The organism is Rhizobium sp. BT-226, from assembly GCF_025847085.2.
Taxonomy (GTDB): domain Bacteria; phylum Pseudomonadota; class Alphaproteobacteria; order Rhizobiales; family Rhizobiaceae; genus Rhizobium; species Rhizobium sophorae.
Genome location: NZ_JAOYTI010000008.1, coordinates 122,557 through 146,639, shown reverse-complemented (window position 1 = coordinate 146,639; position 24,083 = coordinate 122,557). Strand labels below are relative to the sequence as shown.

22 protein-coding genes are annotated in these 24,083 nt (G+C 61.7%); 16 read left to right on the top strand and 6 right to left on the bottom strand.

The features are described 5' to 3' along the window. Genes OIU37_RS32930 through atzF form a run of 3 tightly spaced genes read left to right on the top strand, consistent with a single transcriptional unit; the run spans position 1 to position 6,004 of the window. Positions 1-651, top strand: a complete 651-nt coding sequence (locus OIU37_RS32930) for an urea amidolyase associated protein UAAP2 (RefSeq protein ID WP_264259894.1) — start codon at positions 1-3, stop codon at positions 649-651. 3 nt (positions 652-654) lie between these two features. Further along, the gene (gene uca / locus OIU37_RS32925) at positions 655-4,194 is read left to right on the top strand and encodes an urea carboxylase (RefSeq protein WP_264259893.1); all 3,540 of its coding nucleotides are present in this window, start codon (positions 655-657) and stop codon (positions 4,192-4,194) included. Position 4,195: 1 nt separating this feature from the next. After that, positions 4,196-6,004: an allophanate hydrolase gene (gene atzF / locus OIU37_RS32920; protein WP_264259892.1), complete on the top strand. Its 1,809-nt coding sequence runs from the start codon at positions 4,196-4,198 to the stop codon at positions 6,002-6,004. 324 nt (positions 6,005-6,328) lie between these two features. On the opposite strand, the gene OIU37_RS32915 is transcribed toward atzF, so the two are convergent. Beyond that, a complete protein-coding gene (locus OIU37_RS32915) occupies positions 6,329-7,003 on the bottom strand; it encodes a GntR family transcriptional regulator (protein WP_180695573.1) in 675 nt (224 codons plus the stop codon). A 338-nt stretch (positions 7,004-7,341) separates the two neighbouring features. Here OIU37_RS32915 and OIU37_RS32910 point away from each other — a divergent pair, with 338 nt between their 5' ends. Genes OIU37_RS32910 through OIU37_RS32870 form a run of 9 tightly spaced genes read left to right on the top strand, consistent with a single transcriptional unit; the run spans position 7,342 to position 15,906 of the window. Then, on the top strand, positions 7,342-8,469 hold the full coding sequence (locus OIU37_RS32910; protein ID WP_168307817.1) for a BMP family ABC transporter substrate-binding protein: 1,128 nt from the start codon (positions 7,342-7,344) through the stop codon (positions 8,467-8,469). A gap of 20 nt (positions 8,470-8,489) precedes the next feature. Then, a complete protein-coding gene (locus OIU37_RS32905; protein WP_264259891.1) occupies positions 8,490-9,617 on the top strand; it encodes an ABC transporter permease in 1,128 nt (375 codons plus the stop codon). After that, positions 9,617-10,543: an ABC transporter permease gene (locus tag OIU37_RS32900; RefSeq protein ID WP_064654449.1), complete on the top strand. Its 927-nt coding sequence runs from the start codon at positions 9,617-9,619 to the stop codon at positions 10,541-10,543. Before OIU37_RS32905 ends, OIU37_RS32900 begins: the two co-directional genes overlap by 1 nt. A 12-nt stretch (positions 10,544-10,555) precedes the next feature. Next, positions 10,556-11,572: a formamidase gene (locus OIU37_RS32895; RefSeq protein WP_168316103.1), complete on the top strand. Its 1,017-nt coding sequence runs from the start codon at positions 10,556-10,558 to the stop codon at positions 11,570-11,572. An 11-nt stretch (positions 11,573-11,583) separates the two neighbouring features. Beyond that, positions 11,584-12,285 carry a cysteine hydrolase family protein gene (locus tag OIU37_RS32890; RefSeq protein ID WP_168308101.1) on the top strand — a complete coding sequence of 234 codons (702 nt, stop codon included), beginning with the start codon at positions 11,584-11,586 and terminating at the stop codon, positions 12,283-12,285. Next, on the top strand, positions 12,285-13,340 hold the full coding sequence (atzD, locus tag OIU37_RS32885; protein ID WP_168307820.1) for a cyanuric acid amidohydrolase: 1,056 nt from the start codon (positions 12,285-12,287) through the stop codon (positions 13,338-13,340). Before OIU37_RS32890 ends, atzD begins: the two co-directional genes overlap by 1 nt. Position 13,341: 1 nt before the next feature. After that, the gene (locus tag OIU37_RS32880) at positions 13,342-14,892 is read left to right on the top strand and encodes an ABC transporter ATP-binding protein (RefSeq protein ID WP_168307821.1); all 1,551 of its coding nucleotides are present in this window, start codon (positions 13,342-13,344) and stop codon (positions 14,890-14,892) included. Beyond that, positions 14,892-15,560, top strand: coding sequence for a cysteine hydrolase family protein (locus tag OIU37_RS32875; RefSeq protein WP_168307822.1), 669 nt, complete (start codon positions 14,892-14,894; stop codon positions 15,558-15,560). Before OIU37_RS32880 ends, OIU37_RS32875 begins: the two co-directional genes overlap by 1 nt. Next, complete coding sequence (locus OIU37_RS32870) at positions 15,553-15,906, top strand: cupin domain-containing protein (RefSeq protein ID WP_168307823.1); 354 nt, start codon at positions 15,553-15,555, stop codon at positions 15,904-15,906. The genes OIU37_RS32875 and OIU37_RS32870 overlap by 8 nt, the downstream gene beginning before the upstream one ends. Positions 15,907-15,954: 48 nt before the next feature. Here OIU37_RS32870 and OIU37_RS32865 read toward each other — a convergent pair whose 3' ends face one another. The 4 genes from OIU37_RS32865 to OIU37_RS32850 all read right to left on the bottom strand — a co-directional run bounded on the left by OIU37_RS32865 (position 15,955) and on the right by OIU37_RS32850 (position 18,975). After that, the gene (locus OIU37_RS32865) at positions 15,955-16,746 is read right to left on the bottom strand and encodes an amino acid ABC transporter ATP-binding protein (RefSeq protein ID WP_168307824.1); all 792 of its coding nucleotides are present in this window, start codon (positions 16,744-16,746) and stop codon (positions 15,955-15,957) included. Continuing rightward, positions 16,743-17,411, bottom strand: a complete 669-nt coding sequence (locus tag OIU37_RS32860) for an amino acid ABC transporter permease (RefSeq protein WP_168307825.1) — start codon at positions 17,409-17,411, stop codon at positions 16,743-16,745. The genes OIU37_RS32865 and OIU37_RS32860 overlap by 4 nt, the downstream gene beginning before the upstream one ends. Continuing rightward, positions 17,408-18,049, bottom strand: coding sequence for an amino acid ABC transporter permease (locus OIU37_RS32855; protein WP_168307826.1), 642 nt, complete (start codon positions 18,047-18,049; stop codon positions 17,408-17,410). The genes OIU37_RS32860 and OIU37_RS32855 overlap by 4 nt, the downstream gene beginning before the upstream one ends. 98 nt (positions 18,050-18,147) lie before the next feature. Continuing rightward, positions 18,148-18,975 (bottom strand): transporter substrate-binding domain-containing protein, encoded by an 828-nt coding sequence (locus tag OIU37_RS32850; protein ID WP_168316101.1) that lies wholly within the window; start codon positions 18,973-18,975, stop codon positions 18,148-18,150. Between the two features lie 225 nt (positions 18,976-19,200). Here OIU37_RS32850 and hutC point away from each other — a divergent pair, with 225 nt between their 5' ends. The 4 genes from hutC (at position 19,201) to OIU37_RS32830 (ending at position 22,876) form a co-directional block, all read left to right on the top strand. Next, complete coding sequence (gene hutC, locus OIU37_RS32845) at positions 19,201-19,908, top strand: histidine utilization repressor (RefSeq protein ID WP_168308102.1); 708 nt, start codon at positions 19,201-19,203, stop codon at positions 19,906-19,908. Positions 19,909-19,938: 30 nt separating this feature from the next. Beyond that, positions 19,939-20,877, top strand: coding sequence for a LysR family transcriptional regulator (locus OIU37_RS32840; RefSeq protein WP_168307828.1), 939 nt, complete (start codon positions 19,939-19,941; stop codon positions 20,875-20,877). Positions 20,878-20,987: 110 nt separating this feature from the next. Next, positions 20,988-22,343, top strand: a complete 1,356-nt coding sequence (locus OIU37_RS32835; protein ID WP_168307829.1) for an LLM class flavin-dependent oxidoreductase — start codon at positions 20,988-20,990, stop codon at positions 22,341-22,343. Continuing rightward, positions 22,340-22,876 carry a flavin reductase family protein gene (locus tag OIU37_RS32830; RefSeq protein ID WP_168316100.1) on the top strand — a complete coding sequence of 179 codons (537 nt, stop codon included), beginning with the start codon at positions 22,340-22,342 and terminating at the stop codon, positions 22,874-22,876. Before OIU37_RS32835 ends, OIU37_RS32830 begins: the two co-directional genes overlap by 4 nt. Here the strand turns inward: OIU37_RS32830 and OIU37_RS32825 are convergent. After that, a complete protein-coding gene (locus tag OIU37_RS32825) occupies positions 22,856-24,019 on the bottom strand; it encodes an aminotransferase (RefSeq protein WP_168316099.1) in 1,164 nt (387 codons plus the stop codon). The genes OIU37_RS32830 and OIU37_RS32825 overlap by 21 nt on opposite strands. Between the last annotated feature and the right edge of the window lie 64 nt (positions 24,020-24,083).

The following is a 24,083-nucleotide window of genomic DNA, read 5'->3' as shown; positions in this document are numbered from 1 at the left end:
ATGACCGATTTCACCAAGACTTCAGCTTCGCGCAGCCTCGAAAACGCTGTGCAGGATCATTTCATCCCGGCCGAAGCGCCGTGGTCCGGCATCGTACGCAAGGGCCAGACGATCCGCGTCGAAGACAGCTACGGCCAACAGGCAATCGATACGCTGTTTTATCGTGCCGATGACTTTGCCGAGCGTTATTCCAACCAGGATACGATGCGGGCGCAAGGTGGCGCCTATATCGGCACCGGCACGAAGATCATTTCGAACGAGGGCAACGTCATGCTCGTCATGACCGCCGACAGCTGCGGCCGCCATGATACCTCAGCCGGCGCCTGCTCCTGCGAAAGCAACACAGTGCGCTTCGGCCACGGCACGAAGTACCTGCATGCCTGCCGCGACAATTTCGTGATCGAGGTGACAAAACACGGCATGAGCAAGCGCGACATCGTGCCGAACATCAATTTCTTCATGAACGTGCCGATCAAGCCGAATGGCGAGATGACGATCGTCGACGGCATTTCCGCGCCTGGTGACTATGTCGAGCTGGTGGCGGAGATGGACGTGCTTTGCGTCATCTCCAATTGCCCTCAGATCAACAATCCCTGTAACGGTTTCGATCCGACACCGATCCGGGTGCTGATCTGGGACGGCGAGGACTGATCGATGTTCACCAAGGTCCTTATCGCCAATCGCGGCGAAATCGCCGTCCGCGTCATCCGCACATTGAAGAGGATGGGCATTGCCTCAGTTGCCGTCTATTCCGATGCCGATCGATTCTCGAAGCCGGCGCTGACCGCCGATGAAGCCGTCCGCCTCGGCCTGGCACCGGCCGCCGAAAGCTATCTCAATGTCGATGCCGTCATAGCCGCCTGCAAGGCGACGGGAGCTCAGGCCGTGCACCCAGGCTACGGCTTCCTCTCGGAGAATATCGGCTTTGCCGAGCGGCTGGCCGCTGAAGGTATCGCCTTCATCGGCCCGCGTCCGGAGCACCTGTCGGCCTTCGGCCTGAAGCACACGGCGCGCGAATTGGCGAAAGCGAGCGGCGTGCCGCTGCTGCCCGGTACCGATCTCCTGCAGAGCGTCGACGAGGCGCTTTCGGCGGCCGAGATCGTCGGTTATCCCGTTATGTTGAAAAGCACGGCCGGCGGCGGCGGCATCGGCATGCAGCTCTGCGCCGATGCAGCAAGCCTCACGACCTTCTTCGAAAGCGTGCAGCGGACCGCGCGCGCCAGCTTCGGTGATGCGCGTGTCTACATCGAGCGTTTCGTTGCTGACGCACGCCATGTCGAGGTGCAGATCTTCGGCGACGGCAAGGGCGGAGTGATCGCGCTCGGCGAACGTGACTGCTCGCTGCAGCGGCGAAACCAGAAGGTCGTCGAGGAGACGCCTGCGCCTGGCCTTTCCGCGGAGATACGGGCGCAGTTGCACAAGGCGGCGGTCGATTTGGGAAGCTCGGTCTCCTATGAATCGGCCGGCACTGTCGAATTCATCTATGATCCCCAGCGCGAGGAATTCTATTTCCTCGAGGTCAATACCCGCCTGCAGGTCGAGCATCCTGTCACGGAAGCCATCTTCGGCATCGATCTCGTCGAATGGATGATCCGCCAGGCGGCCGGCGAAGACGTGCTCTCGGGCGCCAGAGGCCTGACGCCGAAGGGTGCGGCGATCGAGATGCGGATCTATGCCGAGATGCCGCATGCCGATTTCCGCCCGAGCGCCGGCCTGCTGACCGAAGTGATTTTTCCGGAGAGTGCCCGCGTCGACGGTTGGATCGAGACGGGAACCGAGGTGACGCCCTTCTACGACCCGATGCTCGCCAAGCTGATCGTGGCGGCGGAAGACCGGCCGGCGGCGATCGAGAAACTGAAGGCCGCGCTTGCGGCGACATCGATATCAGGCATCGAGACCAATCTCGATTATCTGAGAACTATTGCCGCTTCCGAACTGCTTGCCAGCGCCAAGGTGGCGACGACGGCGCTGCGCGACTTCGCCTTCGTTCCCGATGTCGTCGAGATTCTCGCCCCCGGCGCACAGTCGAGCATCCAGGAACTGCCGGGACGACTCGGCCTCTGGCATGTCGGCGTGCCACCGAGCGGTCCGATGGACGAGCGCTCCTTCCGCCATGCCAACCGGCTGGTCGGCAATGACGATGTGACGGCCGCACTGGAACTGACGGTCTCTGGCCCGACGCTGCGGTTTTATGCCGACCAGACGATCGCGCTCGCCGGCGCTCGCATGGCGATGACATGCGACGGCACAAGGCTGCCGCATGATGCGCCGGTGCTGATCCGGGCCGGCCAGGTTCTGTCCATCGGTACGATCGAAGGACCGGGACAGCGCGCCTATCTCGCCGTCGCCGGTGGTTTTGCCGCGCCCGTCGTGCTCGGCTCGCGGGCGACCTTCGGCCTCGGCCAGTTCGGCGGCAACGCCACCGGCACGCTGAAGACGGGGCATGTGCTGCATTTTGCCCGCCAAGTGCCGGCCGAACCAGCCGCGCCCGCGGTGGAGCCGGTCGCCTTGTCGCGCGAATGGGATGTCGGCGTGGTTTATGGCCCGCACGGCGCACCGGATTTCTTTCAGGATAGCGATATCGAAACGCTGTTTTCGACGGCTTACGAGGTGCATTTCAACAGCGCCCGCACCGGTGTGCGCCTCATCGGCCCGGCCCCGCTTTGGGCGCGCAGCGACGGCGGCGAGGCGGGGCTGCATCCCTCCAACCTGCACGACAATGCCTATGCGATCGGGGCGATCGATTTCACCGGTGATATGCCGATCATTCTCGGTCCCGACGGTCCGAGCCTTGGTGGCTTCGTCTGCCCGGCGGTGATTGCCCGCGACGAGCAGTGGAAGATGGGTCAGTTCAAGCCCGGCGACCGTATCCGTTTTCATGCCGTAGCGCGGCCGGAAGACCCGATTGCCGGTCCAGCGGTGCGGCGGCCCACGGAAGAGACGGGTTCGCCGATCCTTGGCATCAGCGAGGATGGCCCGGTTTCTGTCGTCTATCGCCGCCAGGGTGACGACAATCTGCTCGTCGAATATGGGCCGATGACGCTCGATATCGCCCTTCGGCTGCGGGTGCACTTGCTGATGCAGGCAGTCATAGAGGGCCGCTTGCCCGGCGTCGTCGACCTCACCCCCGGTATCCGCTCGCTGCAGATCCATTACGACGGCACGCAGCTGACGCGCCGGCGCCTGCTGGGGCTGCTCTCGGAGATCGAAGCGACGCTTCCGGCAGCCCAGGAGGTCACGGTGCCGAGCCGCATCGTCCATCTGCCGCTTTCCTGGAACGATCCGGAAGCGGAGCTTGCGATGCGCAAATATCAGGAGCTCGTGCGCCCGAATGCGCCCTGGTGCCCGTCGAATATCGAGTTCATCCGCCGCATCAACGGTCTTCCCGACGAACAGGCCGTCCGCGATATCGTCTTCGATGCCAGCTACCTCGTGCTTGGTCTCGGCGACGTTTATCTCGGTGCGCCGGTTGCGACCCCGACCGATCCGCGCCATCGCCTCGTGACGACGAAATACAATCCGGCCCGCACCTGGACGCCGGAAAATGCCGTCGGCATCGGCGGGGCCTATATGTGCATCTACGGCATGGAAGGACCGGGCGGCTACCAGCTCTTCGGCCGCACGATCCAGGTCTGGAACACATGGCGGGAGACACCGGCTTTTGCCAGGGGAAAACCCTGGCTGCTCAACTTCTTCGACCAGATCCGTTTCTTCCCGGTCAGCAATCAGGAGCTGACGGAGGCGCGCGCCGCCTTCCCGCACGGGGGCTATCCCGTTCGGATCGAGGAGACGGAATTCTCCTATGCTGCCTACGAGAAGGAATTGCAGGCGAACGCGGCGTCGATTGGTTGCTTCAAGGCAACACAGCAAGCCGCCTTCGATACTGAGCGCCAGCGCTGGAAGGAAGCCGGGCTCGACAGCTTCGTCACTGACGAGGGCACGGGCGAAAGCCCGGACGGGGATATTCCCGACGGCTGCTTCGGGGTTGCCAGCGCCGTACCCGGCAATATCTGGAAATTGCTGGTCGAGCCGGGCGCCCCGGTTGCGGCCGGCGATACACTTGCCATCATCGAATCGATGAAAATGGAAATCAACGTCACCGCCCATGCGGCAGGCCGCGTCCGCGACCTGCGCGCCGGGCCGGGACGAAACGTCAAAGCCGGCGATATCATCGTCGTCCTGGAGGAATGCTGACATGCTGCCGACCATCCTCGATCTCTCAAGCCTTCGCGCCGCCTATCAATCCGGCCTGACGCCGCTCGATGCCATCGAAGAGGTGATTGCGCGGCGAGCCGCCTCGAAAGATCCGGCAATCTTCATCACCCCGGTGCCGGATGAGCAACTGCGCGCTGCCGCGAAAGCCTTGATGGCACGCGCGCCTGAGGCAAACAGCCTGCCGCTCTGGGGCGTACCCTTCGCCGTGAAGGACAATATCGATGCCGCCGGCTTGCCGACGACCGCCGCCTGCCCGGCCTATGAGTATCGGCCAGAAGCCGACTCCACCGTCGTTGCACGGTTGAAGGCGGCCGGCGCCATCATCATCGGCAAGACCAATCTCGACCAGTTCGCGACCGGCCTCAATGGCACGCGCTCGCCCTATGGAGCGCCGCGTTCGGTCTTCGATGCGGCCTATATCTCAGGTGGTTCGAGTTCCGGATCGGCGGTCACGGTGGCTTCAGGCCTCGCAACCTTCGCACTCGGCACCGATACGGCCGGCTCCGGCCGCGTGCCTGCCGCCTTCAACAACCTGGTGGGCATCAAGCCGACCCCGGGTCTCTTGCCGAATACCGGCGCTATACCGGCGTGCAAGAGCGTCGACTGCATCACGATTTTTGCTGCGACCGTCTCTGACGGTGTTGCGATCCGCAAGGTCGCCGAAGGCTATGATGCCGCCGATCCTTTCTCGCGTCGCGCCAAGCCGGCGAACCTGCCTGTGTCGGGGTTGCGCATCGGCGTCCTCGCCGACGCCGAGCGGGAATTCTTCGGCGACAAGGAAGTGGAGGCGCTCTACGATCAGGCGATCGAACGGGCCAGAGCGCTCGGCGCGACCATCGTGCCGTTCGACTACGCGCCATTCCGCGAGGCCGCCGCCCTTCTCTATGACGGGCCGTGGGTCGCCGAGCGCCTGGCGGCGGTCGAGACCTTCCTCGCCACGAATGCCGCCGATTTTGATCCGACCGTCAGAGGCATCATCGAGGGCGCCAAGGGGAAGTCCGCAGTCGAGGCCTTCAACGGCCGATACCGGCTGGAAGAATTGCGCCGCAAGACCGAGGCCGAATGGGAAACGGCCGACGTGCTTCTGCTGCCAACGGCGCCGACTACCTACACGGTCGCCGATATGCTGGCCAATCCCGTCGTGCTCAACGGCCGCCTCGGCCGTTACACCAATTTCGTCAACCTTCTCGATTGCGCGGCGATCGCCGTTCCGGCCGGCTTCGGAAAAGGTGGGCTGCCGGGCGGCGTTACCGTCATTGCACCTGCCTTCACCGACGATGCGCTGGCGCCGCTTGCCGATGCGCTTCACCGCGCAGCAAGCTCCGGCATGGGCATCGACCGGCAGGCTGCGATCCCCGAAGCAAGCCCTGTTGTGCCTGGCGATGACGGCCTGGTGCCGATCGTCGTCGTTGGGGCGCATCTGACCGGTATGCCTCTCAACCACGAACTGACTCGACCGGGCGGCAGGCGCATCAAATCCTGCCGTACTGCACCGGATTACCGCCTTTTCGTCCTCCCCGATACCGTCCCGCCGAAGCCAGGCCTAATCCGCGAACCCGGCTTTGACGGCAAAGGCCTCGAGGTTGAGGTTTGGAAAGTCACCGCGGAAGCTTTCGGGCGCTTTGTCCAGAACATCCCGGCGCCGCTCGGCATAGGCAAGGTAACGCTCGATGACGGTTCCCAAATTTCAGGTTTTCTCTGCGAGGCTCATGCAATCGAAGGGGCGCGCGAAATCACTGAATTGGGAGGCTGGCGCGCCTACGTCACGGATCAAAGGATCCCGAAATGAAATGAGCATGAAGTATCATCTCAAAAAGATCCTCCTGGCGATACTTGCGGGCCTTGAAGCGCGAAGCGACGCGCGCCGGTTCGGTCGCGCAAGAAGGTGATTGACCATCGGTCAAACCCTTCGCCGCGGGATCACGTGACGAGGCCGTGCCGGGGCGGGGCGCGCTTTTTCGTCCTTTGTAGCCGGGCCCAAAGCAATTCCGGGAAAATGTGCGAAGCGGTTTTCCGTCCGGAATTGCGTAAAAACAAAAGGATAGAGCTGTTCGGGCTTCCGTTAAAAGCTGAACCGCTCTAGCAGCGCCTGATATTTGGCGCCGTGTCCTTGTTACTCCCCGGCCGCTGCAAACACCGCGCTGGCATCGCTGACAATTTCCACATGAGAATATGCCGCCTGCCCGGCAGCCGCGGCGTCCGCGCGCATGATCGCGGTCACGATCCGGCTGTGCTCCTCATAGGATTTCGCCAGACGCCCGGGCAGACGGAACTGCGCCCGCCGAAAAGGCGCCAGCCGCGCCCGCGTCTGCGTCACCATCTCGAAGACATGATCGTTATGCGCGCCGCGATAAAGTCGGGTATGGAATTGGGTGTTGTAAGCCGAATATTCCTCTTCCGCGCCGGCATGCACGAGCCTTACTGATGCCAGATGCTCCAACTCCAACGCGCGCCGCTCATCCACCGTCATGCGCTCAGCCGAGAGCCTGGCGCAGATTGCTTCAAGCTCCGCCATCGCCTCGAACATCGAATGCAGATAGGCCTCGCTGACATTGGTAACGAGGGCACTGCGGTTTGGCTCGCGCGCAATCAATCCCATGGCGCCCAGCTCACGCAGAGCCTCTCGTACCGGTGTGCGCGAAACGTCGAAACGAACCGCGAGCGACACCTCGTCCAACTTCGCGCCAGGCAGGATTTCACCTGTGACGATCATATCGGCAATCGCCCGCACCATCTGTTCGACGGTGGTTCCGCTACGGATCACTTCTTTGCGCCTCGTCTGCTTCACAATACGAATCTGCTCACATCACCACTCTGCATACAGATGACGTTCGGGACTCGATAAGTCAAATCGAGGAGCGAAGCTATTGTTAAATTTCCGCTTTCTGATGAGTAAGAGAGCTTGAGAAGGGCGGCGTAGTACTGCCTGACAATGCAGAATGAATAAGAAATACCTGTTGATTACTTTTTACGCAGCAATTCGAATAATCTGTATGCACTTTGCAGCGTGCAAACTTTGCACAGAGAAATAAATCATAAAAACCAATAGATTGGTTTCTGGCATGCACATTGCATGCACTTTTCTGTACCGTTCGCAACCGGCCCAGCGCCGCAAGGAGCATTCCGATGACCAAACTCCTTTCCATGAACCGCCGCAATTTCCTCCAGGCTTCCGCTGCCGGTGCGCTCGCCGGCGCCATGCCCGGCCTGATCGGCTCCTCCGCCGCAGCCCAAACCGCGCTGACCGTCGGCTTCATCTATGTCGGCCCCAAGGACGACTACGGCTATAACCAGGCGCATGCGGAAGGTGCGGCCGTTATCAAGGCGATGCCTGGTGTGACGTTGGTCGAAGAAGAGAATGTGCCGGAGACCGTCGATGTCCAGAAGACCATGGAATCCATGATCAACCTGGACGGCGCGACCCTGCTCTTTCCGACCTCCTTCGGCTACTTCGACCCGCACATGCTGGCCATGGCCGCCAAACATCCGGACATCCAGTTCCGCCACTGCGGCGGTCTCTGGCAGGAAGGCAAGAACCCGGCCAATACGGGCTCCTATTTCGGCTATATCTTCCAGGGCCAGTATCTGAACGGCATCGCCGCCGGCCATGCGACGAAGAGCAAGAAGATCGGCTTTGTCGCCGCCAAGCCGATCCCTCAGGTTCTGCAGAATATCAACGCCTTCCTGCTCGGCGCGCGTACAGTCGATCCTGGTATCACCTGCCAGGTGATCTTCACCGGCGAATGGTCGCTCGCCGTCAAGGAGGCCGAAGCCACCAATGCGCTGGTCGATCAGGGCGCCGACGTCATCACCTGCCACGTCGACAGCCCCAAGGTGGTCGTCGAGACGGCTGCCGGCCGCGGCGCCTTCGTCTGCGGCTATCACGCCAACCAGAGCCCGCTTGCTCCTGAAAAGTATCTCACCGGTGCCGAATGGGCCTGGGGCAACGTCTATAGCGATTTCGTCAAGAAGGCGCAGGCCGGCGAAAAGCTCGGCAACTTCGTGCGTGGCGGCCTGAAGGACGGCTTCGTGAAGATGAGCGCGCTCGGCTCCGCCGTCTCCGCGGAGGGCCGCAAGGCCTTCGAAACCACGCAGGCGGAGATGATGAAGGGCGGCTTCTCGGTCTTCAAGGGTCCGTTGAAGGACAATAAGGGCGACACCGTCGTGGCTGCCGACAAGAGCTACGCCGAAGACGCGATCGAGCTCGAAAGCATGAATTATCTGGTCGAGGGCGTGGTCGGGTCCACAGCGTAAACCACAAAGGGAGAAGCGCCATGACCATCGAGGCCAATGATCCCGCACTAGCCATCGTGGAAAAACCGGCTTCGGTGCGCCCCGTCCTTGAATGGATCGCGCGGCGAGCCGAGCCTGTTGTCATCGGCCTCGCGGCCATCCTGATCGGTCTTGCGCTCTTCTCCCTCTTCATCCTGGCGGTCGGCAAGTCGCCGGCCACCCTCTTCCAACTGATGTATACCGGCGGCTTCGGCAGCTGGTTTTCGGTGCAGAACAGCTTAAGTCGTGCCGCACCCCTTCTCCTGACGGCACTCTGCGTCGCCCTGCCCGCCCGTCTCGGCCTCGTCATCATCGGCGGGGAAGGAGCGGTCGTGCTGGGCGGCGTTGCTGCCGCAGCCATGGCTCTGCCGCTCGCCGGCACCGCGCCTGTTTTCCTCACCCTCATTCTGATGGCAATCGCTGCCATGGTGGTCGGCGGCATCTGGATCGGCCTTGCCGGTTTCCTGCGCCACTACCGCGGCGTCAACGAAACCATCTCCTCACTGCTGCTCTCCTATATCGCCATCGCCCTGATGAACCAGTTCGTCGAAGGGCTGCTCCGCGATCCTGCAAGCCTCAACAAGCCGTCGACCAGGCCGCTGCCGGCGGACTACATGCTCGGCAATATTCCCGGCATGGACGTGCATTGGGGCCTGGTCATCGGCATCCTCGCCTGCATGGTCTCCTGGATCGTGATCGAAGCGACGAGCTACGGTTTTGCCGCCCGCATCGCCGGCGGCAACGTGCGCGCCGCCCAGATACAGGGACTGCCGGTCGGCAAGCTGATCGCCGGATTTACCGCGCTTGCCGGCAGCTTTGCTGGTCTGGCGGGCATGATCGAAGTGGCGGCAGTGCAGGGAAGTGCCAACGCCTCCCTTGCCGCCGGCTATGGTTATACCGGCATCCTCGTCGCCTTCCTCGCCAGGCACAATCCGCTGGCGATCATTCCGGTCGCGATCCTGCTCGGCGGCATTGACGCCTCGGGCGGCCTCATCCAGCGGCGCATGGGCCTGCCGGATGCGACGGTTCTGGTGCTGCAGGGGACGCTCTTCATCGTCATTCTGTTCTGCGAAACCTTCTACGGCCGCTTCAAGATCTTCAATCCCGACCTCTGGAAAAGGAGCCTCTGATGGAAGAGACAGGCATCGGCATCTGGGGCGTGCCGCTGGCGATCTTCGCGGGCGCCATCCGCGTTTCCACCCCATTCATCTTCGTCAGCCTCGGCGAGACGATCACCGAACGCTCCGGCCGCATCAATCTCGGGCTCGAAGGCACGCTCGTCTTCGGCGCCATGACGGCCTATGCGGTGGCCGTCATGACCGGCTCGCCGACCCTCGGTGTGCTGGCTGCCATGATGGCGGGCGCGATCTTCGGCCTCATCCACGGCTGGATCTGCAAGTTCCCCAAGGTCAACGACATCGCCATCGGCATCGCCATGATGCAGTTCGGTCTCGGCATGGCGTTCTTCCTCGGCAAATCCTTCATCCAGCCGGTTGCCCCGAAACTACCCTCGATCCCGCTCGGCGGCTGGTCGAGCACTCCGCAGGTCCAGGCGGCGCTCAATATCAACGTGCTGTTCTTCATCGGCGCGGCACTTGCCCTTTTCCTGTTCTGGGCCTTCAAGAACACCCGCATCGGCCTGATCCTGCGCGTCGTCGGCGATAGCACCGACGCGGCCCGGGCCATGGGCATCCACCCGGATCGGGTTCGCTTGCTGGCAACGGCAGTGGGCGGTTCGCTGGCGGCAATCGGCGGCGCCTACCTCTCGCTCTATTATCCGGGCTCATGGAACGAAGGCATCTCGTCGGGCCAGGGCCTGATGGCCGTGGCTCTCGTCATCTTCGCTCGCTGGAATCCGATTGGCTGCTTTCTCGCTGCCCTGCTTTTCGGCGGCGCCGGCGCGCTCGGCCCGGCGCTGCAATCGGTCGGCGTCACACAAGGCTACTACCTTTTTTACGCCGCGCCTTACGTGCTCACCCTCATCATCCTGATCGCCACGTCCTCGCCCACCCGTTCGCTCGCGGGTGCGCCGGGTGCGCTGTCGCTCACGAAATAACGGAGCATTCCGATGAACGGACTTGGCGGTCTCAACAAATCCGAACACGGCGTCGGTATCGGCCTCGTTCAGCTCCAGCTGCCGGTGACCGTCACCAAAGCGGACTTGGCAAAACAGACGCAGGTGATCGTCGATCTGGTGGCCAAAGCACGGCGCAATCAGCCGGGCATGGACCTCGTCGTCTTTCCCGAATACGCGCTGCATGGCCTTTCCATGGACATCAATCCGGAGATCATGTGCACGCTCGACGGGCCGGAGGTCGCGGCCTTCAAGCAGGCCTGCAGGGACAACCGGATCTGGGGCTGCTTCTCGATCATGGAGCTGAACCCTGGCGGCATGCCCTACAATTCCGGCATCGTCATCGACGATCAGGGCCAGTTGAAGCTCTATTACCGCAAGATGCATCCCTGGATCCCCGTCGAGCCCTGGGAGCCCGGCGATCTTGGCATCCCTGTCATCGAAGGCCCACGGGGCGCGAAGCTCGCACTGATCATCTGCCATGACGGCATGTTCCCGGAGATGGCACGCGAATGCGCCTATAAGGGCGCCGAAATCATGATCCGCACAGCCGGCTACACGGCGCCGATCCGCGATGCCTGGCGCTTCACCAACCAGGCCAACGCCTTCTGCAACCTGATGGTCACCGCGAATGTCTGCATGTGCGGCTCGGACGGCACGTTCGATTCCATGGGCGAAGGCATGATCTGCAATTTCGACGGCACGATCATCGCCCACGGCACATCCGGCCGCGTCAACGAGATCATCACCGCCGAGGTGCGTCCTGATCTGGTGCGCGAGGCCCGGCTCGGCTGGGGTGTGGAGAATAATATCTACCAGTTCGGCCATCGCGGCTACGTCGCCGTTGCCGGGGGCGCGCAGGATGCGCCCTACACCTACATGCACGACCTTGTCGCCGGCAAATACCGCCTGCCTTGGGAAGACGAGATAAAGGTCAAGGATGGCACGTCCTGCGGATTTGACAAGCCGATGCGCCGTTACGGCGAACCCCTCAAACCTGCCGCGGAATAGGAGAGAGAATGATGGACGCGATGGTCGAAACCGAAGGGCATTTTATCGACGCCGATCCGTATCCGTGGCCCTATAACGGCGCTCTGAGGCCTGACAATACCGCCCTCATCATCATCGACATGCAGACGGATTTCTGCGGCAAGGGCGGCTATGTCGACCATATGGGCTACGACCTGTCGCTGGTGCAGGCGCCGATCGAACCCATCAAACGCGTGCTTTCCGCCATGCGGGCCAAGGGCTACCACATCATCCATACCCGCGAGGGCCATCGCCCCGACCTCGCCGATCTGCCGGCCAACAAACGCTGGCGCTCGCAGCGGATCGGCGCCGGCATCGGAGATCCCGGCCCCTGCGGCCGCATCCTGACGCGGGGCGAACCCGGCTGGGACATCATTCCCGAACTCTACCCGATCGAAGGCGAGACGATCATCGACAAGCCCGGCAAGGGTTCGTTCTGCGCCACTGACCTCGAACTCATCCTCAACCAGAAGCGCATCGAGAACATTATCCTCACCGGGATCACCACCGATGTTTGCGTCTCGACGACGATGCGCGAGGCGAACGACCGCGGCTACGAATGCTTGCTGCTGGAGGATTGCTGCGGTGCGACCGATTACGGAAACCACCTCGCCGCGATCAAGATGGTGAAGATGCAGGGCGGCGTCTTCGGCTCGGTCTCCAATTCCGCGGCTCTAGTCGAGGCGCTGCCCTGATGCCGTCATTGCGTGCCCATGTCTTTCGCGTGCCAGCCGACGGCCCCGATGACGTTGCCGGCGTCGAGGCGCTCTTTGCCAGCGGCCTTCAGGCGAACAACGTCGTCGCCGTTCTCGGCAAGACGGAAGGCAACGGCTGCGTCAATGATTTTACCCGCGGTTATGCCACCCGCAGCTTCGAGACATTGTTCAGTAGATATGGCGTCGACGGCGTCTCGATCATCATGTCCGGCGGCACCGAGGGGGCGCTCTCGCCGCATTGGACGGTTTTTGCGCGTGAAACCGTAGAAACCCCGGGCGAACGGGCGCTGGCCATTGGTGTGTCGCGTACCCCCGCGCTGCCCCCCGAACATCTCGGGCGCCGGGAACAGATCCTGCTCGTTGCCGAAGGCGTGAAGTCCGCGATGAGGGATGCCGGCATCGATGATCCCGCCGATGTCCATTTCGTGCAGATCAAGTGTCCGCTGCTCACCTCGCGCCGGATTGCCGAGGCCGAGGCAGCAGGCAGGACGGTCGCAACCCACGACACGCTGAAATCCATGGGCCTCTCGCGCGGCGCTTCGGCTCTCGGCGTCGCCGTGGCACTCGGCGAGATAGATGCGACATCGATCGGCGATGCCGACATCTGCACACGTTTCGATCTCTTTTCCCGCTGCGCCTCAACCTCGTCCGGGGTCGAACTCGCCGATCACGAAATCATCGTCCTCGGCATGAGCGCAAAATGGTCCGGTCCGCTGTCGATCGACCACGCGGTCATGCGGGATGCGATCGACGCGCATTCCGTCAGGAAAGCCCGCGAACGCCTGCCGGAAAACAGCCGGCTGGCGGCGGTTCTCGCCAAGGCCGAGCCGGACCCGTCCGGCAGGATCGACGGCAGGCGCCACACGATGCTCGATGACTCGGATATTGCAGGCACCCGCCATGCCCGTGCCTTCGTCGGCGGCGTTCTCGCCGGCATCTTCGGCATTACCGATCTCTATGTGTCCGGCGGCGCCGAACACCAGGGTCCGCCCGGCGGCGGTCCCGTCGCCATCATCGTCGAAAAGGAGCAATGAAGTGAGCACAGTCCGCGACACGCCCCTTCCGCAAGCCGGCAAGGCCGTCGGCATCGAGACGCTCGATATGACCATGCGTTTCGGCAGCTTCACCGCGCTCGACAACGTCTCGATCGCCGTTCCGGCCGGGTCTTTTCACGCGCTTCTCGGCGAAAACGGCGCCGGCAAGTCGACACTCGTCAAATGCATCATGGGCTTCTATCACGCAACGTCAGGCTCGTTGTCGGTCGACGGCCGCGAGGTGGCGGTGGCCTCACCCAAGGATGCCGCGGCCTATGGGCTCGGCATGGTCTACCAGCATTTCACACTGGTTCCCTCTCTGACCGGCGCGGAAAATCTGGTCATCAGCCGTAGCGAAGTGCCCGCGGTGATCAACTGGGCCAGGGAGCGCAAGGATCTGGCGGGTTTCATGGAGCGCATGCCGTTCAAGATCCCGCTCGACAGACCGGTGAGCGAGCTCGCGGCCGGCGAAAAACAGAAGCTCGAAATCGTCAAGCAGCTCTATCTCGGCCGCTCCTTCCTCGTTCTCGACGAGCCGACCTCGGTGCTGACGCCCGCCGAAGCCGATGAGATGCTCGGCATCGTCCGCGGGATGACCGAGCGCGGCGAGCTCACGGTGCTGATGATTTCCCACAAGTTCCACGAGGTGACGAAGTTCGCCGATGCCGTCTCGATCCTGCGGCGCGGCAAGCTGGTCGGCACCGGCAAGGTCGGCGAGCTCTCCACCGCCGAGATGGCGGGGATGATGATCGGCGACGTCAAGCTCGCCGAGCTCGACAGCCGTCTGCCGGTGGCAGAAGCGGCAAGACCGGTCTTGACCGTCAGCCAGGTGAAGGCCCCGGATCGCTCCGGCCTGAAGACGATCGAGATCGACACGCTGACGGTCCGCTCCGGCGAGATCGTCGGCATTGCCGGCATATCGGGCAACGGCCAGAAGGAGCTGACGGAAATTCTGGCCGGCCAGCGCCCGACGGATAGCGGCCAGGTCACGGTCAATGGCGAGGCTTACGGCGCCACCCGCGATGAAACCCGCAAGAACAGGGTGCGTTTCATCCCCGAAGAACCGTTGCAGAATGCCTGTGCGCCGAAAATGACCGTGAGCGAGAACCTTGCGTTTCGCACCTTCGACTTGAAGTCGGACGGCAAGGACGCAATCTGGCTGAACAAGGGCAGCATGAAGAAGCGTGCCTCGGCGCTGATCTCCGACTTCAAGGTCAAGACGGCCTCTTCCTCCTCGCCAATCGCAGCGCTTTCGGGCGGCAACGTGCAGCGGGCGGTGCTCGCCCGCGAACTGACGGGCGAGGTGGATCTGCTGATCGTCTCGAACCCCTGTTTCGGCCTCGATTTCTCGGCCGTTGCCGAAATCCGCGCCCGAATCATGAAAGCCCGCAATCTGGGTGCCGCCGTGCTGCTGCTGTCCGAAGACCTCGACGAACTGCTCGAGATGTCCGACCGCATCATGGTCATTTCGGAAGGCAAGCTGGTTTACGAGACACCGGCGCGCTCGGCCGATATTGGCGTGATCGGCGCCCACATGGCGGGGCATCATTGATGATGGAGATCAAGGCCGAACCTTTCGCCTTTCCGGTGAAGCACGACGAGCTCGCCCTCATCGTTATCGACATGCAGCGGGATTTCGCCGAGCCGGGCGGTTTCGGTGCAAGCCTCGGCAATGATGTCAGCCGCATCACCAGGATCGTGCCTGATGTCAAACGCCTCATCCAGGGTTTCCGCAATGCCGGCCTGCCTGTGATCCATACGATGGAGTGCCACCGGCCGGACCTTTCCGACCTGCCGCCAGCCAAACGCGACCGCGGCAACCCGTCGCTCAGGATCGGCGACGAAGGCCCGATGGGCCGCATCCTGATCTCAGGCGAACCCGGCACGGCAATCCTGCCGGAACTCGCCCCTGTGAAGGGCGAAGTCGTCATCGAAAAACCCGGCAAGGGCGCCTTCTACGCGACCGAGCTCGGCACCGTGCTGCAGCAGAAGGGCATTCGTCAGCTCGTCTTTGCCGGTGTCACCACCGAAGTCTGCGTGCAGACGACGATGCGCGAAGCAAACGACCGCGGCTATGAATGCCTGCTCGCCGAAGAGGCGACGGAAAGCTATTTTCCCGAATTCAAAGCCGCAGCCATCGCCATGATCCGCGCCCAGGGTGCGATCATCGGCTGGACCGCCCATGTCGACGACATTCTGGAAAGCATCGCCCATGCCTGAAACGACCCGCCATCGCCTGACGTCAGGCGGCTGGAAGGAGCTGGAATTCGGCCCTTTCCGCGATGATGTCACCATTCACTGGATTCGCCCCTTCGAGGGCGATCAGCCAGGCGTGGCGCTGTTGAAATATGAACCCGGCGCCTCCGTTCCCCGCCATCGCCACGAGGGGCTCGAGACCATCCTGGTGCTCGACGGCATTCAATCCGACGAGACGGGCGATTACATCAGCGGCAGTTATATCGTCAACGCGCCGGGCAGCGAACACTCGGTCTGGAGCGATACCGGCTGTGTCGTGCTCATCCAGTGGGACCGGCCCGTGAAAATACTCGAAGAGGAAATTGGCTGAACCCGACATCCGCCGAGGTCTGCCCGACAATCCGGAAGGACATGAGCTTCACAGCAGCATCGAGGCCCCGCGATCGATATAGGTGTCCAGGAATTGTTCGAGGCGGGGGTTTCTCGGTCGTTTGAAGACGTCCTGCGGCGGGCCGGTGAACAGCACCTTGCCGTGATCGAGAAAGATGATCTGCTGGCCGACCGTCGCGGCAAATCCGATCTCGTGGGAAACGACGACCATCGTCATGCCCTCGGCGGCGAGATCGCGCATGACGTTGAGCACCTCGCCGGTCAGCTCGGGATCGAGTGACGAGGTTGGCTCGTCAAACAGCATGATCTTCGGGTTGAGGGCAAGGGCGCGGGCGATGGCAACGCGCTGCTGCTGCCCTCCCGAGAGCTGCGAGGGATAGTGCCCCGCCCGGCCCTCGAGACCGACCTTGACGAGTTGGGCCATGGCCCGCTCCTCCGCATCCCTGCGGCTCATCTTGTGAACCGTCTTCAGCGCCTCGCTGACATTGCCGAGCGCCGTCATGTGCGGCCAGAGATTGAACTGCTGAAAAACCATCCCGATCTGCGATCGGATCTGCCGGTTCACCGGCGCCGGCACCCGCTCCCGGACGCCCTTGGTGTTTTCCGCAAAGCCAAGCACCTCGCCGTTGACGGTGATTGTCCCCTTCGTCGATTCCTCTAGAAACGCCATGCAGCGCAGCAGCGTACTCTTGCCGGATCCCGATGGGCCGATGACGCAGGAAACTTGTCCCTGCTCGATTTCGAGGTCGATGCCGTGCAACACGGTGGAACCGCCGAACGTCTTGACAAGATTTTTGACTGCGATCGCAGGAACGCTCATATGTTGAAAAACCTGAATCTGGTGAGTTTCGTTTCGGCGAGATGGCCGAGCCAGCCGGTGATTTCGACCAGTACCCAATAAAATAGCGCAAGGACGAAGAGCGCCTCGACGAAAGCATATTGCTGCGAGCCGATGGCGCTGAGTGTCGCCGTCAACTCCGGCACGGTGATGATGGACAGAACGGCCGTCTCCTTCATGAGAATGATCGTCATGTTGACCGAAGGTGGCAGCACCAGCATGGTCATCTCCGGCAGCAATATGCGCCGGATGATCTGCCCTTGTGTCAGGCCAACGCACAGGCCGGCCTCGATATGTCCCTTCGGGACGGCGGCAAAGCCCGAGCGGAAGATCTCACTGAAATAAGCCGCGCCGTAGATGGAAAGGCCGACGATGCCGGCCGGGATCGGATCGAGCGACAATCCGATGAAGGGGCCGCCATAGTAGACGAGGAATATCTGAATCAGGAAGGGCGTGCCGCGCAGCACTGCGATGACAATGCCGAACGCTCTGTCCAGCAGCACGCCGCCAAAACGTCGCGCGACAGCGACAAAGAAACCCAGTACGGCAGCGGCTAGAGTGGTGACGATCCAGATGAGGATGGTGACCCACGCACCGTTGAGGATCTCCGGCAAGTTGCTGAAAATCACATTGGTGTCGAAGGTCATCGCGGCACTCCTGGCAGGGAGCGTTCGATCAGGCCGCCCGCAAGGGCAACGATCCAATTGATGATGAGATAGATCAGACCCGCGGAAGCGAAAATCTCGAGCGGCAGGAAGGTGCTGCCAGCAAGGTCCTGAGCCATGCGTGTCAGCTCGACGATTCCGACGACGGAGACGAGCGAAGACGCCTTCAGAATAAGGATCGCTTCATTGACGAGTGCCGGGAAAGTCAGGCGCAGGGCGATCGGCGCCTTGATGCGGCGGAAGATCTGAACGGGTGTCATGCCGACCATTTCAGCCGACTCGACCAAGCCCGCGGGAACGCTGGAAAAACCGCCGCGCAGATTTTCAGCCTGATAGGCTGCAGTACACAGCGAAAGACCAACGATGGCCGCAACGAGGCTCGGCACGTTGATGCCGATCGCCGGCAGCAGGTTATAGATCAGCAACAGCTGGACCAGCAGCGGTGCACCACGAAAGAAACTGATGAAAATCTGCGCCGGCAGCATGAAAAGCCGTTGCCGTGAGAGCAGCATGGCTGAAATGACGATCGCGATCGCAAAGCCGATCAAGATGGAAACCACGCTGATCGTCACCGTGTAGATCGAGGCTTGCAGAAGCAGTTCGAATAGCTTGATGGACATGGGCGGTGTTTGCCTGGGCGCTGCGGCCGTGAACTCTGATCCCACGGCGGATTGCGCCCCGACCACAGGCGGGGCGCGTTCGTTTCACCGGCGGCTAATCAGAATGCCGGATCCTTGACAGCATCAGGCGTCTCGAAAGACGCACCAAACCACTTCTTTTGCAGCTCTGCCATACGTCCGTCTGCCTTGATCTTGAGCATAGCGGCATCGATTGCATCCATCAGGGGCGCATGATCGGCATCCTTGAGACCGATGAAGCCGAAATAGGACTTCTTGCCGAATGGCGGCAGAACAACTTCGAACGTGCCTTTTCGCTGGCTCGCGACGAAGGCGATATTCGGCAGCGAGTTGGCAACGCCGGCAATGCGGCCGGCGGCGAGATCGGCGTAGGATTCGGTAAAGGCGGGATATTCGCGCACGTCGACTTTGGTAGGCAGGGTGCCGGAGAATTCCTTCAACTGGTCGAGCTGGGCAGTTGCCTTGCCGACACCGATCGTTTTGCCGGCAATATCTTCCGGCTTGCTGATCGTCGTGTCGCCAGCCTTCTTCAGAATGGCGATCGTTGCTTCGGCGATCGGCGGCGTGAAGCGATAGCGCTCCAAGCGCTTCTTGGTGATTGTTGCAGGACCTGCGACGACATCGAACTTGCCGGCCTCGAGCGCGGGGAAGACGCCGTCCCAGGGAAGGGCGACCCACTCGATCTTGACGCCGAGTTCCTTGCCGATCTCGGCAAAGAGATCGACGTTCAAGCCGGTATGTTCGCCGGCATCGATATAGTCGAACGGTGCGAAAGCCGTTTCGGTGCCAACCTTGAGGGTTCCGGCTGCCTTGACGGCTGCCAGCGTGTCGGCTGCGTGGGCGGAAACGGCTGCTCCGATGAGGAACGCAGCGCCGACCAGACCCTTCAGCAGTGAATTTGCCTTCATGATCATCTCTCCAGTTTTATTCCCCCGGCGGAGGAGTTTTGGTTCCGACTTCGATTTCCTCTGCGCGGATTTCTATGTTCCGCTTTTGACTATACAAATAGATATAGGCGGGCCTAGAGTGTCAATGTAAAAGACGAGGAACGCAAAATTTGTGCCGGGTGGCGTCGATGTCGCTGGCATGACCGTTCCGCATTTATGATCGTTGTCGCCGGATGAGGTGCGGGCCTGGTGTCGATTTATCAGCGTATTTTCACGGATATCGAGACGAAGATCATCAGCGGCGATTGGCGGCCCGGTGACCGTATTCCCGTCGAGCATGAACTCGCGGCGGAATATCGCTGCTCGAGGATGACCGTCAGCAAGGCGCTGTCGGCGCTCGCCGAGCGCGGCATGATCGTCAGACGGCGCAAGACGGGTTCGTTTGTCGCATCGCCCCAGATCGACCGCACGGTGATGGATATCCAGGATATCAGCACCGAAGCGGAACTGGCCGGGCACGAACACCGCTTCGAAATCCTCGCGCGTAAGATCGAGCGTCTTGGAGAGGCGGAGGCGCAGCAGCTGTCGGAGCCAGCCGATGCGGAAGTCCTCAGGCTCCAATGCCTGCATATCGTCGATGGCAGGCCGAATGCCATCGAGCGGCGGATCATCATGCTCGATGCTGTCCCACGGGCGAGAGAGGAGAGCTTTGCTTCAATCCCGCCCGGCAAATGGCTGCTTGACGAGGTTCCCTGGTCCAAGGCCAAACATGTCATTCGCGCTGTCTCGGCCGACACCACGACGGCGCGGATCCTGCAGACGGAACGCGGCGAGGCCTGCCTTAGCCTCATCCGCCAGACCTGGCAGAACGGTCGTACGGTGACATATGTCGAGTTTACCCATCCAGGCGACCGGTTCCAGTTTGCGGGGACGTTTCATCCGGCAGCAAATTGAGTTCGACGCAAATCACGAGAGGTTCTGCAAGTGACCGATGAGCGCCTCAAGGCGATCCCGCTGAAAAGTTTGCAGGCGTTCGAGGCGGTGGGGCGCTGTGGCGGCGTGACGGCCGCGGCACTGGACCTCAGCGTTTCGCCGGGGGCCATCAGCCAGCAGATTCGCAAGATCGAGAGCTTTCTTGGAATTTCGCTTCTGGAGCGCAGCGGACGAACCGTCGAGCTGACTGCTTGGGGCCGGCTCTACCATCAGGAGATATCGAAGGGGTTCGAGCAATTTGCGCTCGCCCAGCAACTGTTGGAAAAGGCGCGCAACGAGACGGCCTTGGTGCTCAGTGCGCTTTCCTCCGTCGTCAACAAATGGATCGGCAGGCGCATCTTCGACTGGCAGGCGCTTCATCCCGACGTTCCAGTGAGGATTATCGGACGCGACAGGGAGCCTCGGATCGGCTTCGACGATGTCGATTTCCGCGTCAGCTATGGATCGGACGTCCTCCAGCACGAACATTATACCGAACTGTTTCGCGATTGGGTGGTGCCTGCCTGTTCGCCGGCGCTGATGCAGGATCGGGCGCATGCGGCTCGCGATCTTTTCGAGCAGCCCCTCCTCCACGTCGAGTGGGAACGGCACTTCACTCCCTACCCCAGCTGGGCGGATTTTGCCGCCAAGGCCGGTGTCTCCTTCGATGCGTCGACACCGGGCCTTTCCTTCACCCTGTCGAGCAGTGCAATTGACGCAGCCGTCAACAAGCGCGGCGTCGTGCTTGCACAAATGTCGATGATATCAGATGAGCTTGAGGCGCAAACGCTCGTCATTCCGGTCGACATGCGCATTGCACTGCGTGAAAGCTATTTTCTCGCCTGGGATCGGGCCGCCTTGCAGAAGCCCCACGGGCGCGAATTCCGCGATTGGCTCGTCGCTATTTCTCGTCAGCAGGCCGTGGCGTCCGCGCCTAAGTCGATACTTTAGAAAAACTAAAACGGAACCTAGCTGAGCGATATTGATGAAAATTTGCGCCTGGCGATAATTTGCGCAGTCGCCTTTCCTTGGCGGCATGGCCGACATAGCAGGAGAGCTCGATGGCGCGGACCGACAAGATGAAACTCGGGACTTTCGTCTATACGTTCGGCTTTCATCCGGCCTCCTGGCTGCATCCGGCAAGCGACGTCAATGGGGCCAACGACTTCGCTCATCTGCTCGATGTCGCCAAGCGATCCGAGGCGGCTAAATTCGATTTCATGTTTATGGCGGATTCGCCCGCTGCTGCCGTCGGCGACGCCAATGCGCTTGCCCGCATTCCGACCAAGATGAACCGTTTCGAACCCCTCTCGCTGCTGTCGGCTCTGGCGGTTACCACCAATGATCTCGGTCTGGTGGCGACGGTCTCGACGAGTTATTACGAGCCATACAATGTCGCGCGTCTGTTCGCCTCGATCGACCATCTGAGCAAGGGTCGCGTCTGCTGGAATGTCGTCACCTCCGATCACGACGAAACCGGCTACAACTTCAATCGCGAGGGGCTCGACCCGCATGCGTTACGCTATGAGCGCGGCAACGAATTCGTCGATGTCGTGTTCGGCCTTTGGGACAGCTTCGAGGATGGCGCACTGCTTCTCGACCGTGAAAACGGGGTCTACTATGACAAGGACAAGCACCACACGCTTAACCACAAGGGCAAACATTTCCAGGTTCGCGGCCCCCTCAACATCGCGCGAACACCCCAGGGCCGCCCCGTCATCGCCCAGGCGGGCGGTTCGGAACCCGGAATGGACATGGCGGCACGCACCGCCGAAATCGTCTTCAGCCTCGCATCGAATATCGATCGCAACCGCGCCTTCTACGAAAACGTCAAGAACCGGATGCCGGCCTATGGGCGCGATCCGGACGATCTGAAAATCATGCCGGGCATCGTCATCAACGTCGGTGAAACCGAAGCCGAGGCAAAGGCGAAGGTGGATTATCTGATCGACAAGATGCATCCTGATGTCGGCCGGCTGATGCTTTCCGAATTCCTGGAAGCGGACCTGCGCGACGTGGCTCTCGACAAGCCTTTCCCCATGGATCGGCTGCCGCCGGCGCCCAAGGGATCGCGCGCTTTGTTTGACGAACTGGTCGATTTCGTCAGAAGCGGCCGCACCGTCGGCGAACTCATCCGGCACTATGCCGAGAAGCATACCGGCAATGGCATGACAGGCACGCCGGCCCAGATTGCCGACTACATGGAGGAATGGTTCGAAACGCGCGCCGCCGACGGCTTCATCCTGATGTTCCCGACCTTGCCGTCCAGTCTCGACGACTTCGTGCGGCTTGTCCTGCCGGAGCTTCGACGCCGCGGGCTGTTCCGTGAGGAATACGAAGGCAAGACCTTGCGTGAAAACCTCGGTCTTTCAATGCCTGTAAACCGCTTTGCCAAAACGAAAGAGCCAGCCCGATGAGTGTCGAGGCTTTGATCAGTGAGGCGGACTTCAAGCTTTCGATGCGTCATCTGGCGGGTGCCGTCAGCGTGATTACGGTCGGCGACGGTCAAGACCGGACCGGTTTTACCGCAACGTCGGTCTCCTCGCTTTCGGCGGAGCGGCCTTCCGTCATCGTCAGCGTCAACCGCGCATCTTCCTCATGGCCGGCGCTGCAACGATACGGCTGCTTCTGTGTCAACGTGCTCGCCGCCGACCAGCAGCAGGTGGCGCAATCCTTTGCCGGTCTTGACGGGCGAAAGGGCACGGAGCGCTACGGCAACGCGGGATGGTATCGCCTCAAGACTGGCGCCGCCGCCCTTGAAAGGGCCCTGACGGTGCTTGACTGCAAGCTCGAAACCGCATTCCACTACCATTCCCACGCCATTTTGGTCGGGCATATCTGCGCGATCGAAATCCGGCAGGGCATAGGGCCGCTACTCTACTGGCGCGGTGGCTATCATGAACTTCCGCCGGAGGTTGATCGCAGCGGCCTAGCAAAGGCGTTCGGATAATAGCCCGATCGAGGCGACATCCGCATTGGCAAAGGCCAGTCTGAGGTAACGCTCCTGACCTTCGCCGAAATAGGCGCCGGGCAAACAGACGATGCCGGACTCTTTGGCGAGTTTTTCAGCGACCTCTGAAGACGATCGATCGGCATAGGGATGACGGACAAAGGCAAAATAGGCGCCGATCGCTCCGATCTCCCAATCCGGCAACCCGGAAAAGACCTGCCTCAACGCCTGAGCCCGGCGGGCGATCTCCAGCCGGTTGCCGGCCCGCCAGTCAGCGAGCGCCGGGATCGCCGATGCAACGGCGACCTGAGGCGAGCGCGGCGCGCAGATCTGCATATTGTCCATCACCTTGGCGATCTCGGCGACGAGTTTGGGGCCTGCCGTGATCGCCCCCAGTCTGTGACCGGGGATGCAGAAGGATTTCGAGAAGCTGTAGAGAAGGACGAGCGTGTCCTCCCAGCCCGGCTCGGAGAGAAGAGAGTGCGGCCGCCCATAATCCTCGCCGAGGAAGTCGCGATAGGTTTCATCGAGGATCAGCCAGGCGCCATATTTCCGACAGAGAACAAAAAGCTCGTGAAGCAGGCTTGGTGGATACACGGCCCCGGTGGGATTGTTGGGTGTGACGACGGCAAGCACCTTCGCGCCGGCCGCAAGGGCCGCTTCGGCCGAACGCGGATCGGGAAGAAACCCATTGGCAGGGTCGCAATCGACCGATCGGCGCTCGATCCCCAGCATCGACAGCGTCGTGTCGTAATTGAAATAGAAGGGATTGGTGAGCGCCACCGTATCGCCGGCGCACGCAAGCGCGATCGCTGCGCACATGAACGCCTGATTGCAGCCGGCGGTAACGTGGATATTGCCGGCGGAAAGGTCGGCGCCGTAAAGCTCGGCGAGGTGAGCCGCGTAGGTCTTGCGTAACAGAGGCTCGCCCTCGATCGGCCCGTATCCCGTCATCGCCTGTTGTCCGGCCGCCTCGGCAAGAAGCCGAAGCATCTCCGGATGCGCGGGATAGCCGGGCACGGCTTGCGACAAATCGATGAGCGGCCCTTTTTCGCCCTTGTATTCGCGGCTCCAGGCGACGACGGAGGGAATGGGCGGGGCAGAGAGGCGGGCAACGAGCGAATTGGGTTTTGCAGCGATCATATCGATTTCTCTTTGATACCGATTGCTACAACGATACCAATTGTTTTCTCAACCTCTTTGTCTG

Coding starts and splice junctions, on each gene's coding strand:
- OIU37_RS32930 (WP_264259894.1), top strand. CDS start 1: ATGACCGATTTCACCAAGACTTCAGCTTCGCGCAGCCTCGAAAACGCT.
- uca (WP_264259893.1), top strand. CDS start 655: ATGTTCACCAAGGTCCTTATCGCCAATCGCGGCGAAATCGCCGTCCGC.
- atzF (WP_264259892.1), top strand. CDS start 4,196: ATGCTGCCGACCATCCTCGATCTCTCAAGCCTTCGCGCCGCCTATCAA.
- OIU37_RS32910 (WP_168307817.1), top strand. CDS start 7,342: ATGACCAAACTCCTTTCCATGAACCGCCGCAATTTCCTCCAGGCTTCC.
- OIU37_RS32905 (WP_264259891.1), top strand. CDS start 8,490: ATGACCATCGAGGCCAATGATCCCGCACTAGCCATCGTGGAAAAACCG.
- OIU37_RS32900 (WP_064654449.1), top strand. CDS start 9,617: ATGGAAGAGACAGGCATCGGCATCTGGGGCGTGCCGCTGGCGATCTTC.
- OIU37_RS32895 (WP_168316103.1), top strand. CDS start 10,556: ATGAACGGACTTGGCGGTCTCAACAAATCCGAACACGGCGTCGGTATC.
- OIU37_RS32890 (WP_168308101.1), top strand. CDS start 11,584: ATGGACGCGATGGTCGAAACCGAAGGGCATTTTATCGACGCCGATCCG.
- atzD (WP_168307820.1), top strand. CDS start 12,285: ATGCCGTCATTGCGTGCCCATGTCTTTCGCGTGCCAGCCGACGGCCCC.
- OIU37_RS32875 (WP_168307822.1), top strand. CDS start 14,892: ATGATGGAGATCAAGGCCGAACCTTTCGCCTTTCCGGTGAAGCACGAC.
- OIU37_RS32870 (WP_168307823.1), top strand. CDS start 15,553: ATGCCTGAAACGACCCGCCATCGCCTGACGTCAGGCGGCTGGAAGGAG.
- OIU37_RS32865 (WP_168307824.1), bottom strand. CDS start 16,746: ATGAGCGTTCCTGCGATCGCAGTCAAAAATCTTGTCAAGACGTTCGGC.
- OIU37_RS32860 (WP_168307825.1), bottom strand. CDS start 17,411: ATGACCTTCGACACCAATGTGATTTTCAGCAACTTGCCGGAGATCCTC.
- OIU37_RS32855 (WP_168307826.1), bottom strand. CDS start 18,049: ATGTCCATCAAGCTATTCGAACTGCTTCTGCAAGCCTCGATCTACACG.
- OIU37_RS32850 (WP_168316101.1), bottom strand. CDS start 18,975: ATGAAGGCAAATTCACTGCTGAAGGGTCTGGTCGGCGCTGCGTTCCTC.
- OIU37_RS32835 (WP_168307829.1), top strand. CDS start 20,988: ATGGCGCGGACCGACAAGATGAAACTCGGGACTTTCGTCTATACGTTC.
- OIU37_RS32830 (WP_168316100.1), top strand. CDS start 22,340: ATGAGTGTCGAGGCTTTGATCAGTGAGGCGGACTTCAAGCTTTCGATG.
- OIU37_RS32825 (WP_168316099.1), bottom strand. CDS start 24,019: ATGATCGCTGCAAAACCCAATTCGCTCGTTGCCCGCCTCTCTGCCCCG.